Source organism: Paraburkholderia panacisoli (genome assembly GCF_008369935.1).
Lineage (GTDB): Bacteria > Pseudomonadota > Gammaproteobacteria > Burkholderiales > Burkholderiaceae > Paraburkholderia > Paraburkholderia panacisoli.
Map to the genome: position 1 here is coordinate 347156 of NZ_VTUZ01000004.1, position 12152 is coordinate 359307.

Annotated in this window: 9 protein-coding genes and 1 pseudogene; 3 read left to right on the forward strand and 7 right to left on the reverse strand. The window is 66.5% G+C overall.

The window, feature by feature from the left end:
- Positions 1-186: 186 nt before the first annotated feature.
- A complete protein-coding gene (locus FVF58_RS08460) occupies positions 187-1230 on the reverse strand; it encodes a rod shape-determining protein (RefSeq protein WP_149669442.1) in 1044 nt (347 codons plus the stop codon).
- Between the two features lie 301 nt (positions 1231-1531).
- On the opposite strand from FVF58_RS08460, the gene FVF58_RS08465 reads away from it, so the two are divergent.
- Both FVF58_RS08465 and FVF58_RS08470 read left to right on the forward strand, forming a co-directional pair.
- Entirely contained in the window at positions 1532-2209 is a 678-nt protein-coding gene (locus FVF58_RS08465; protein WP_149669443.1) for a heavy metal response regulator transcription factor, read from the forward strand.
- A complete protein-coding gene (locus FVF58_RS08470; protein ID WP_149669444.1) occupies positions 2209-3669 on the forward strand; it encodes a heavy metal sensor histidine kinase in 1461 nt (486 codons plus the stop codon). The genes FVF58_RS08465 and FVF58_RS08470 overlap by 1 nt, the downstream gene beginning before the upstream one ends.
- Before the next feature lie 35 nt (positions 3670-3704).
- Here the strand turns inward: FVF58_RS08470 and FVF58_RS08475 are convergent, their stop codons facing one another.
- The 3 genes from FVF58_RS08475 to FVF58_RS08485 are packed head-to-tail and all read right to left on the reverse strand — an operon-like array spanning position 3705 to position 9742.
- The gene (locus tag FVF58_RS08475; protein WP_149669445.1) at positions 3705-5189 is read right to left on the reverse strand and encodes an efflux transporter outer membrane subunit; all 1485 of its coding nucleotides are present in this window, start codon (positions 5187-5189) and stop codon (positions 3705-3707) included.
- Positions 5190-5214: 25 nt separating this feature from the next.
- Positions 5215-6498 (reverse strand): efflux RND transporter periplasmic adaptor subunit, encoded by a 1284-nt coding sequence (locus FVF58_RS08480; RefSeq protein WP_149669446.1) that lies wholly within the window; start codon positions 6496-6498, stop codon positions 5215-5217.
- Positions 6499-6517: 19 nt separating this feature from the next.
- Complete coding sequence (locus FVF58_RS08485; protein WP_149669447.1) at positions 6518-9742, reverse strand: efflux RND transporter permease subunit; 3225 nt, start codon at positions 9740-9742, stop codon at positions 6518-6520.
- A gap of 317 nt (positions 9743-10059) precedes the next feature.
- Here FVF58_RS08485 and FVF58_RS08490 point away from each other — a divergent pair, with 317 nt between their 5' ends.
- Positions 10060-10347, forward strand: coding sequence for a DUF4148 domain-containing protein (locus FVF58_RS08490; protein ID WP_149669448.1), 288 nt, complete (start codon positions 10060-10062; stop codon positions 10345-10347).
- Positions 10348-10376: 29 nt separating this feature from the next.
- Here FVF58_RS08490 and FVF58_RS08495 read toward each other — a convergent pair.
- The 3 genes and pseudogenes from FVF58_RS08495 to FVF58_RS08500 all read right to left on the reverse strand — a co-directional run.
- A pseudogene (locus tag FVF58_RS08495) lies at positions 10377-10556 on the reverse strand (hypothetical protein); the annotation flags it as partial.
- A 60-nt stretch (positions 10557-10616) separates the two neighbouring features.
- Complete coding sequence (locus FVF58_RS51290) at positions 10617-10787, reverse strand: hypothetical protein (RefSeq protein ID WP_188130752.1); 171 nt, start codon at positions 10785-10787, stop codon at positions 10617-10619.
- A 257-nt stretch (positions 10788-11044) separates the two neighbouring features.
- The gene (locus FVF58_RS08500) at positions 11045-11935 is read right to left on the reverse strand and encodes a LysR family transcriptional regulator (RefSeq protein WP_149669449.1); all 891 of its coding nucleotides are present in this window, start codon (positions 11933-11935) and stop codon (positions 11045-11047) included.
- Positions 11936-12152: the final 217 nt, after the last annotated feature.

Here is a 12152-nt window from a genome sequence, read left to right on the forward strand (position 1 = left end):
TTGCGCAGAAAAAAATCTGGCGGGCGTTGTTGCGGGCTAGCAGTGGGGGGCGTGGTGCCTATTCGTGCAAGTTGCGCGATCGGCGAAGCGAGAGCGCTCACCTTCAAATGATCGCGCTACCGCCAATGCGAAAGATGCTGTGCGTGCGTGACGAAGTGACCAAACGCGCCGCTCCGTCCCGCTCGCTCAATCGTACGAAAACGCGCCCCCGAACTTCTCGATCCGCTCGAGCGCCATCCCCGACCCACGCACCACGCAAGTCAGCGGCGCTTCGGCCACGAACACCGGCAGCCCCGTCTCTTCCGCGAGCAGCCGGTCCAGATCGCGCAGCAGCGCACCGCCGCCCGCCAGCGTGATGCCGCGCTCCGCGATGTCCGCGCCGAGTTCCGGCGGCGTTTGTTCCAGCGCAATCTTCACCGACGACACGATCTGGTTGAGCGGATCGGTGAGAGCTTCGAGAATCTCGTTGCTGGACACCGTGAAGCTGCGCGGAATGCCTTCCGACATGTTGCGGCCTTTGACTTCCATCTCCTTGACTTCGGAGCCCGGAAACGCGGAGCCGATTTCCTTCTTGATCGCCTCGGCCGTTTGCTCGCCGATCAGCATCCCGTAGTTGCGGCGGATGTAATTGACGATCGCGTCGTCGAACTTGTCGCCGCCCACGCGCACCGAGCCCTTGTACACGATGCCGCCGAGCGAGATCACGCCGACTTCGGTCGTGCCGCCGCCGATGTCGACGACCATCGAGCCGGTGGCTTCCGACACCGGCAGGCCGGCGCCGGTCGCGGCGGCCATCGGCTCCTCGATCAGATAGACCTGCGAGGCGCCCGCGCTATGCGCGGCCTCCTTGATCGCACGGCGCTCGACCTGGGTCGAACCGCAGGGCACGCAGATGATGATGCGCGGCGACGGCGCGAACATGCGCGACTCGTGCGCCATCTGAATGAAGCGCTTGATCATCTGCTGGGTGATGTTGAAGTCGGCGATCACGCCGTCTTTCATCGGGCGGATCGCCTCGATGTTGCCCGGCACCTTGCCGAGCATCTGTTTCGCTTCCCTGCCGACGGCCAGAATGACCTTCTTGCCATTCGGGCCGCCTTCCTGACGAATCGAGACCACCGAGGGTTCGTCCAGCACGATGCCTTTGCCACGCATGTAGATCAGCGTGTTCGACGTGCCGAGGTCGATTGCCAGGTCGTTGGAGAAATAACCGCGCAGAAAACCGAACATGCAAATTCCTGTGTCTCGGAGGGGGGCCGCGCGAGCGCCGCCCGGGAGTGCCGCCGGTTGGCGGCTGGCGACCCGCTGAGGGTCGAAGGAGAGGGAAGAATAACAGTTCCGGGTGCGGCGGCCGGAGCGGCGCCTGCATTGGCGGCGCGGCGCGGGCGAACCAGCCCCGGCGCGGCGGGCTGGCGTGCCTTGTCATGGGCCGTGCAGCCGGGTCGCCAGGCGCACGCACATTACCGGATCGTAATCATCGGCCGTGGCGTTGACGGTATGATTTCAGGGTCAACGCAAAGCGGAGCAAACAATGCGAATCCTGGTGATCGAGGACGAGCTGAAGACAGCGGCCTATCTGAAGAAAGGCCTGGAAGAATCCGGCTACGCGGTCGACGTGGCGAACGACGGCCAGCAAGGGCTGCTGCTCGCGCTGGAAGAAGAGTACGACGTGATCGTGCTCGACGTGATGCTGCCCGGCATGGACGGCTGGACCGTCGTCAAGACCTTGCGCAGCACCCGTACCACGCCCGTGCTGTTCCTCACCGCGCGCGACGATGTCGACGACCGCGTGCGCGGCCTCGAACTCGGCGCCGACGATTATCTGGTCAAGCCGTTCGCGTTCGTCGAAATGCTGGCGCGGGTGCGTACGCTCGCGCGCCGTGGGCCGCCGCGCGAAAGCGAACTGATCAAGGTCGGCGACCTCGAAATGGACGTGAGCCGCCGGCGCGTCAAACGTGGTGGCATGCGCATCGATCTGACGCCGCGTGAATTTTCGCTGCTGCAACTGCTCGCGCGCCGCCAGGGCGAAGTGTTGAGCCGCACGCAGATCGCGTCGTATGTGTGGGACATGAATTTCGACAGCGACACCAACGTCGTCGAGGTCGCGATCCGCCGGCTGCGCACCAAGATCGACGACAACTTCCCCGTCAAACTGATTCATACTGTGCGCGGCGTCGGCTATGTGCTCGAAGTGAAGGACACCGCCTGATGCGCGGCCGTTCGCTGGCCGCGACGCTCGCGCTTGCATTCGGTGTCACCACGCTGGCGGTGTTCGTGCTGGTCGGCAGTTTTCTGTACCTCGGGCTCGAACGGCAGATCAAGGCGCAGGACGATCTCGACATCGTGCTTGCGGCGCGCCACGCACGGCGGCTGATGCAGGAGCTGGAGTCGGCGCAGGGAATTCGCGAGCATGGCGAGCGGCTGACCAGCATCGTGTTCGGAAATCAAGCGATGTCGATGGAAGTGTTCGGCCCGGACGGCAACCGGGCGCTCGAACACAACATCGCCGAGACGCTCGCGACCTCGGACGCGGCCGGCGGCGCGCCGAGCGTCGCCGCGTTGCCGCCGCTGACAAGGGTGGCCGACACCGCGCGCATCACCGACGCCGACATCGGCGACTGGCACGGCCGCGCCGGCGCGCCGATTCGCGGCATCCTCACCGACGCGCGGCTGCGCAACGGCGACACGGCGAGCGTGCTGGTGGCGCGCAACATGAGCGACCGCTGGCTGCTGCTGGACCGTTACCGCGACAAGCTCCACCTGGCCGGCGTGGCCGGTGTGTTGCTGGCCATGCTGCTGGGCTATCTGCTGATTCGTGCGGCGCTGCGGCCCTTGCGCGATATCGCGGCGAGCGCGAGCCTCGTCACGGTCAATCGCCTCGATACGCGAATCGCGGTCGCGCGCGTGCCGAGCGAACTGGTGGCGCTGGTGGCATCGCTGAACGCGATGCTTGAACGCGTCGACCAGGGCTTCCAGCGGCTGTCACGTTTCACTGCCGATCTCGCGCACGACATGCGCACGCCGCTCGCCAACATGCGCGGCGCCGCCGAAGTCGCGCTGGCGCGGCCGCGCTCCGTCGACGAATACGAAGCGCTGCTGGCGTCCAATCTGGAAGAGTGCGACCGCCTGTCGAGGATGATCGAAAACGTGCTGTTTCTTGCGCGCGCCGAACATCCGCAGTTCGTCAAACACATGCGCGAGTTCGACGCGGCGCGGGAGTTGACTCATATCGCCGATTACTTCGAAGGGATCGCGGAAGAAGCGAACGTACGCGTGAGCGTGAGCGGCGCGGCGCGCCTCACGGCCGATCTCGAACTGTTTCGCCGCGCCGTCAGCAATCTGCTCGCCAATGCGATCCGCTATACGCCGCCGAACGGCGAAATCGTGCTGGACGCGCAGGCCTCGGCCGACACGGTGCGCATCACCGTGTCGAACCAGGGGCAGCCGATCGCGGCCGGGGATCTCGAACGGATTTTCGACCGTTTCTATCGGGTCGATCCGTCGCGCAGTGCGCTGCCTTCGTCGGGGCTCTCGCAAGGGTCGACCGGTTCGACGGGGCTGGGGCTAGCGATCGTGCGCACGATCATGGAGCTGCATGGCGGTTCGGCGCATGCCGAAAGCGATGCGCGCAGCACGCGATTCGTGTTGACGTTCAGGCGCGGTGCATGACGGCTCGCTGCTAGCCTGAGTGGTCCATCGGCGCATTAGCCAGGCGTCGCCGCAGCAGTCGCCGCCGCAGTCGCAGTCGTGTTCAGCCGCTTGTCGTCCCACGTGCCGCCCAACGCCTTCAGCAACAACACGCTCGACTCCAACCGGCGCGCGGCGATCTGATCGGCGATGCGCTGATTCGTCAAATCGATCGTCTGCGCGGTCACGACGTCGAGATAGCTGACCGCGCCCGCGTTGTAGCGATTCGTCGTGAGCCGCAACGACAGATCGGCGGCGGTGGTCGCGCGCTGCTGGCTGGCGGCTTCGTCGGCCAGCGCGTTCAACGCCGACAGGTTGTCCTCGACCTGCTGGAACGCCACCAGCACGGACTGGCGATAATCGGCGACCGTGCCGTCGTACTGCGCGTTCGCACCATGCAGCGTCGCGCGCCGTTGGCCGCCGTCGAACAGCGTGCCGACCAGTTGCGAGCCGAGCGACCAGAACAGACTCGGCGCGCTTAGCCACGGCGCAAAAAAAGTGCTCTCCAGCCCCACGCTCGCCGACAGCGTCAGATCGGGGTAGAACGCCGCGCGCGCGACGCCGATTCGCGCATTGGCCGACGCCACCCGCCGTTCAGCGGCGGCGATATCGGGACGCCGCTCCAGCAATTGCGACGGCACGCCGACCGGAATGGCCGGCGGCGCCGCGAGCGAGCCGTTCGGCGGCAGCGTGAAAGTCGACGCCGGTTCGCCGATCAGCGTGGCGATCGCGTGCTGCATCTGCGCGCGTGACACGTCGATGTCGGTATCCTGCGTGCGCGTCGCCTCCAGTTGCGTGGTGGCCTGCGCGACCGCCGACGCGTCGATCGCGCCGTTGTCCAGTTGCTGCTGCAACAGCTTCAATGCGGCGGCGTACGCGGTCACGCTGTCGTCGAGCAGCTTCTTTTGCGTGTCGAGCGAGCGCAGCGCGAAATAGTCGGCGGCCAGATCGGCGCTCATCGACAGACGCACGCCTTCGAGGTCCGCCTCGCTCGCCTGGGCGTCGGCCCGCGCGCCGGCCACGCTGTCGCGCACCCGGCCGAACAGGTCCGGCTCCCAGCTAGCCCCCACGCCCACGGAATAGTCAGGCACGGTCTTGCCGGCGAGCGATTTTCCTTCGACGTTCTGCGAAGTCCGGAAGCGGTCCTGCGCGACGCCGGCGGTGATGGTCGGGAAAAAGCCCGCGCGCTGATAGTCGACCATTGAACGCGCCTGCTGCACCTGGGCGACGGCCTTGAGCACGGTCTGGTTCGACACCTCGATGCGCGCTTCGAGCTGGTTGAGCACCGGATCGTCGAACACGGTCCACCATGGGCCGCGCGGCGCCGCGTCGGCAGGCGCGGCCTGCGCCCAGCCGGGCGTCGCGCCCGCGTATTGCGCCGGCACGGCGGCGCTGGGCCGTTGGTAAGGCGGCAAGGTCGAGCATGCGCCGAGCAGTGCGCCGATCAGCGTGGCGACGACCGAGCGGCGCAGCAGCGGCCTTGAAGCAGACATGGAAAACATCGGCAAATCCTTTCGATGACAGGGCTCAGCCATGCGCGGCCGGCGCGATTTGAACCAGCTGACCGGTGCTCAGCGAATCGCCGGGGTTGTCGATCACGCGGTCGGTGGCCGCGAGGCCCGTCGTGATTTCAACGTGCGTGCCGAAATCGCGGCCGATATGCACGGTCTTCAGCTGAGCACGGCCCTGGCTGTCGACCACCGCGACCGTCACGCCGTCCGGCCGGAACAGCAGCGCGCTGACCGGCAGATCGAGCGCCGGGGTACTCGACTGCAATTGCAGGTGCACCTGGGCATACGCGCCGGGCATCAACGCGCCGTCCTGGTTGTCGACGTCGACCTCGACGCGCAGCGTGCGGCTCGTCGGATCGATCGCGCCGCTATTGCGCGCCACTTTCGCGGCAATGCGCCGGCCCGGATACTGCGGCGCGCTCAGATAGACGCCGGTGGCGGGCGTGACGTAGGGCGCGTCGTCTTGCGGCACATCGACGAACACGCGCAGCTCGCTGGTCTGCTGCAGATGAAACAGCTCGCCCGACAAGCCCGCCGTGCCCGGCGTGCCGCCCGCCGTCACCAGCGCGCCGACATCGACGTTGCGCGCGGTGATCACACCGTTGAACGGCGCGGTGATCTTCTCGTACGACACCAGTTCCGCGAGATGCGCGACATTGGCCTGCGCCGACGCGAGCATCGCGCGGCGCGCCTCCATATCGGCGGACTTGGTGTCGGCGTCCTGCTGCGCGACCGACTGGGTTTTCAGCATCGCCTGCCAGCGCTGCGCGGTCGTCTTCGCGAGGTCGAAGTTGGCTTGCGCGGTCGCTTCGTCGGCGCGGGCCTGGCGCAGTTGCGCGTCCAGTTCGGGCGCTTCGATGGTCGCGAGCGTCTGGCCGCTCGTCACGTGCGCGCCGATGTCGGTGTTCCAGTGCGCCAGATAGCCGCTCGTGCGCGCGTAGATCGACGCTTCCGCGAACGGCGTAACCGCGCCGGGCAGCAGCAGTTCGTGGACGGCCGGCGCGGCGCGCGGCGTGACGACGGACACGGTGAGCATGCTCTGCGCCTGCGTTTGCTGCGTGAGCGCGGCGCTCGCCTCGCGGCGCGGCAGGATGCCGGCGAGCAGCAAGGCCGCGGCGAGTCCGGTCAGCGCAAGCGGCCAGAGGCGGCGGCGCGGTTTGCTGGTCGCGTGGGTGCTTTCGCTAGCTCCGGCAGTGTCGGCGCGCGCGCTTTCGCTGGCGTCCGGACGCCACGCGGACGCAGCGTCCGCAGTCGGATCGGTCCGCCCGGCAATGTCGGGCGGAAGAGATGAATCGTTCATGGGCGAGGTCTCGTCGGAGTCAATCAATTCGGGCGGCAACGCCGGCTTCCAAGATGCGGGTGCGCGCCGCGCGGCGTTGGTCGAGCCACGCATGCACCATCCCGTAGACGACCGGGACGAACAGCAGGGTCGATACCGTGCCGAGCGCGAGCCCGCCGATCACCGCGCGTCCGAGCGGCGCGTTCTGTTCGCCGCCGTCGCCGAGGCCGAGCGCCATCGGCAGCATCCCGATCAGCATCGCGAGCGCGGTCATCAGCACCGGACGGAAGCGGCCGAACCCGGCATCGAGCGCGGCCTGCAGCGGCGGCCGGCCGCCGTGGTGGAATTCGCGCGCGGTGTTGATCACGAGAATGCTGTTGGCCGTCGCGATGCCGATACACAGAATGGTGCCGGTGAGCGCCGGCACGCTCACGCGGGTGCCGGTGCTGAACAGCATCCACGCGATACCCGCGAGCGACCCCGGCAAGCCGCTGACGATGATCATCGGGTCGAGCCACGACTGGAAGTTCACGACCATCAGCAGATAGACGAGCGCGATCGCGAACACGAGACCGCTGGCGAGGCCGCTGAACGAATCCTGCATTGCCTGCACCTGGCCGCGCACGACGATCGACGCGCCGGGCGGCAGTTGCGGCCGGATCTGGTCGACGAGGCGATTCACGTCGGCCGCGACGCCGCCGAGGTCGCGCCCTTGCGTCGACGCGAAAATGTCGAGCACCGGCTGCACGTTGTAGTGCGAGACCACGGCCTGCTGGGTGGCGCGCGTCAGCGTGCTCAACGCGCCGAGCAGGTTCTGCGGTGCGGGCGCACCGGGGACGGGGACGGCCGTCGCCGGGCCGCTCTGCGCGATCGGGATATTGGCGAGCGCCTGCAGCGAGTTGATGTCGTACTGAGGCATCATCGCCATCAGCGGATAGCTGACGCCGTTGCGCGGATCGAGCCAGAAATTGGGCGTGGTCTGCGAGCTGCCGGACAGCGCGATCAGCAGGTTCTGCGACACGTCGCGTTGCAACAGGCCGGCCTGGATCGCCCGCGTGCGGTCGACATTGACGTTGATCGCGGGCTCGTCGCCGGGCTGCTGGATGCGCGCATCGACGAGGCCGCGCACGCCGCGCAGTTGCGCGAGCAGCTTGTCGGCCACGACGCGGTTCGCGTCGAGCTTGTTGCCGACGATCTGGATATCGATCGGCGCGGGCAAGCCGAAGTTGAGAATCTGGCTGACGATGTCGGCGGGCAGGAACGCGAACGTGACGCCGGGGAAATCTTTCGCGAGCGTCGTGCGCAGCGTCGCCACGTACTGCGCGGTGGGTTGATGCTTCGGCGCGAGCGAGATCATCACGTCGGCGTCTTCCGGGCCGATCGGGTCGGACGAATCGTAGGTCAGGTTGATGCCGCTGACCGGCACGCCGATGTTGTCCAGCAGCGCCGCCAGTTGCTGCTGCGGAATCACCTGACGCACGCGTGCTTCGACTTCGTCGGTCAGGCGCGCGGTGTCCTCGATCCGCGTGCCGGTCGGCGCGCGCAGATGCAAGCGGATCTCGCCGGTATCGACAGCGGGGAAGAAATCGCGTCCGGCGAATGGCAGAAGCGCGAGCGAGCCGATGCACAGCACGAGGAAGATCACGATGAAACGCCGCGGACTCGCCAGCGCCGCGCCGAGCACGCCGCGATAGCGTGCGCGCAGTGACTCGAAGCGATGCTCGAAGCCGGCCTGGAAGCGGACCAGACGCGCGATCGGTCCGTTGCCGCTGACCGGCGTCTGGCTGCGCGCGCGCATCAGATACATCGCGAGGGTCGGCACCAGCGTGCGCGAGAAGAAGTACGACGCGATCATCGCGAACACCACCGCTTCGGCCATCGGCACGAACAGGTAGCGCGCGACGCCGGACAGCAGGAACATCGGCACGAACACGATGCAGATCGACAGCGTCGACACGAACGTCGGCACCGCGATTTCGCCGGAGCCGTTCAGGATCGCGTCGTGCAGCGGCTCGCCGTTCTCCAGATGATGCGTGATGTTTTCGATCGCGACGGTGGCGTCGTCGACGAGAATCCCCACCGCAAGCGCGAGACCGCCGAGCGTCATGATGTTGATGGTCTGGCCGAGCGCCGACAGCGCGATCAGCGAGGTCAGCACCGCGAGCGGAATCGACACCGCGATGATCAGTGTGGCGCGCCAGCTGCCGAGAAACAGCAGGATCATCAGCGCGGTCAGCGCGGCGGCGATCAGCGCCTCGCGCGCGACGCCCACCACCGCCGATTTCACGAACACCGACTGATCCGATAGCGCGGTGATGTGCAATGCGCTCGGCAGGCCGGCCGCGATATGCGGCAGCATTGCCTTGACCTGCTGGATGATCGTCAGTGTCGAGGTGCTGCCGGATTTTTCGATGGTCAGCAGTGCGGCGCGTTTGCCGTCAGCGCGCACGATGTTGGTCTGCGGCGCATAGCCGTCGCGCACATGGGCGACGTCGCGCACGTACACCACGCCGCCGGCCACCGTCTTGACCGGCAGGTCGTTGAGCGCCGCGACCGTGTCGGTGCTGCCGTTCATCTGCACGTTGTATTCCTTCGTGCCGATCTTCGCGGTGCCGCCGGGCAGGATCAGGTTCTGCGCGTTGACCGCGTTGACCACGTCGAGCGGCGCGAGCCCCTTGGCCTGCAGCGCGCGCGGGTCGATGTCGACCATGATCTGGCGCACCTTGCCGCCGAACGGCAGCGGCACCGACGCGCCTTGCACCGTCGCCAGCTGCGTGCGGATCGCGCTGTTGCCGAGGTCGTACAGCTGCTGCTCGGACAGCGTGTTGCTGGAGAGCCCGAGTTGCAGGATCGGCACCGTCGACGCGTTGTACGTGATGATGTTCGGCGGCAGTGTGCCCGGCGGCAGCACGCGCAGGATCGAGGCGGAGTTCGACGCCGCCTCGGCGATCGCGCGATTGATGTCCGCGCCCTGATGGAAAAAGATCTTCACCACCGAGACGCCGTTCAGCGATTGCGACTCGATATGTTCGATGTCGTCGACATCCGAGGTCAGCGCGCGCTCGTAATTGGACGTGATGCGATTGGCCATGTCCTGCGCGGAAAAGCCGTTATACGTCCAGACGATGCTGACCACGGGAATGTCGATATTCGGAAAGATATCGGTCGGCGTGCGAAGTATCGCAAGCGGGCCGACGATAAAGATCAGCACGGCGAGGACCACGAAGGTATAGGGCCGGCGTAGTGCGAGCGTGACGATCCACATAACGGGTTCCTGAAGAGAAGCGAAGGAAGGCGCGCGTCGTGTCAGAGCCGCAAGGGGCGGATGAGCGGACGTGACGCGGGCTTCATGAGTCAGGAGTGTGAAGGCGGGGCGCTTACCAACTGCGGTCGGCTAGATTACTGTTCTGTTATCTGGGGGTCTTATCGCAGGCGCGAGGCGGCGGGTCCGGCGCGGCAATGCAGCGCGACGACCGGATAACAAAACGGTAATCCGCGCGTCAGTGCTCCGACAGCTCGAATGACAAGAATGGTAGGCGTGGTTCAGGCCACTCATTTCTTGCCCATACCCGGAGAGACATCATGAAACTGCTTACCGCTATTGCCGTTGCCGCCCTCACGCTGCCGTTCGGCGCGAATGCCTTTGCTCAAACTACTTCGTCAGGACTGACGCGGGCCGAAGTGATCGCGCAGTTGCAGCAGGCGCAGGCCGAAGGGCTGGTGCCCGCGCCGAAATACGACTATCCGCCGTCGGCGGCCACGATTGCGCGTAACCGCGAGCTCTACGCGATCCAGCACGGCACGGATCACGCGGCTGAGATGGCAACGGCGGCCGGGGCCGCCGTGCAAGCCGAGCCGGCAACCAATTGAGTGCGGGCTGGATCGCCGGCGCCGCCGGCGGCGGCCCAATCCACCGCCGCATCGAACAGGCTCACGCCCGCTGGCGACGGATTGCCGAAGGTGTCGTTGTTCAGAAAGAACATCATCTGCGGTGCAGGCGCGAGCGACTCATAGTTCATCGTCGCGCCTTTCTCATACGCGAAAATTGCCGCTTTCTCCGGCTGACCGTACAGCGTCGCGCCTGCCGAAGCGAACGTGACCTGCTCGGACACGCCGATGCTCTGCGGCCGGGCGCGCTGCTACGAGCGGTCGCGGCTGCGTGCGCGGGTCGCGCCGGTGATGACCGCCACGCCGAGCAGAATGACGGCCACGATTTCGATCGTGTGTTGAGCGACGTGCAGGGTCATCAATCCCCACGACACGCCGCCGATCAGAATGATCCAGCCAGCCAGATAAATGAGCAGGGTCATCGGTGTTCTCCTCGTTCGATTCGACGGATGGCCCCGATTGCGTCTCGTGGAAAGCGCGACCGGATGCCCCGATTGATCCGTTGAAGTCGCGAGGCGCTGACGATCGACCGGTGGTCGGCGTCGCAGGCCTGCGATCAATGGGTCTATCGAGACGCAGGTTCCGTGCCCGGCCCGGCCAGGTCGCCGCGCGGCGCGCCGCGATGCGCGCGGCAACCCCACGGCTGACGGCGGTTCCACCCCGCAAGCGCGGTATCCGTTCAGCGCGCTGCGTCCGGCTTTGCGAAGCGCTCGCGCAGATGGTCGATTGCGCGGGCCGCGCAGTTGGACACGGGCCATTCCGAGCGATGAATCAGCCACAGCGTATCGACCACGGGTGGGCCGCATTCGACCACTGCGATGTCGTCCTGCCTCGGAAACGCGCTGCGCGCGTAGCGCGGAATCACGGTGAAGCCCAGCCCGCGCGCCACCGGTTCAAGGATCAGCCCGATCTGGTTGCTGAAGCCCTGGCGGCGCAGCGTATGAATGCCGGGGCTGCCGGGAAAACGCCGGCTCAGCAAACGGCTCGCCATCGCCTGGCCGTCCGGGTGGTCGATGAAGCCGAGCCGTTCGAGATCGGCCCATTCATGGATCTCGGCATGAGCGGCGGGCGCTACCAGTTCGAGCGGCTCTTCGGTGAAGTGGCTGGCGCTCAGACGCGCGTCGTCCGGCTTGAGCGTAACGAGGCCGAGTTCGTACTGGTTCTGCAGCACGGCGGCGAGCACTTCGGGATCGGGCGCGAAACGGTGGCGCACCACCCAGCCGGGGTGCGCCTGCTGCAGCGCGAGCAGCATCGGAAACAGCGCGAGCCCGATGCTGCCCGGACTGATCAGGCTGATCTCCCCGGATTCCGCGTCCGCGCCGCTCAGGCGCAGCCGTAGGCGCTTGTCGGCCAGATCCAGCTCGGCGCAGTAGGCGAGCAGCGCGTTGCCGGCCGGCGTCAGTTCGAGCTGGCGCGGACGCCGGATTGCCAGCAGGCCGAGTTCATTCTCCAGATGCCGCAGATGCTGGCTGACCGCCGCCTGCGTCAATTGGAGGCGCTCGGCGGTGCGCGTAAAGCTGCCCAACTCGGCCAGCGTGGTGAACGTTCGCAGCCACTGGGGATTCAGCATAACGATAATTTATCGAGTCGATAATCTGGACGTGGTTTTAATTATAGCGACGAAGCCCTAATCTAGTAGCCAGCCACTTTCCCGGCAGGGAGCCTTATTCATGTCCACGAACCGTACCGGATGGTCTTCAGGACAGGAAGACCCGTCCGGCAAACTCCTCGTGATCTACAGCCATAGCTACGAGCTGACCTACCCGGCCGGCGCATACCAGTGAGCG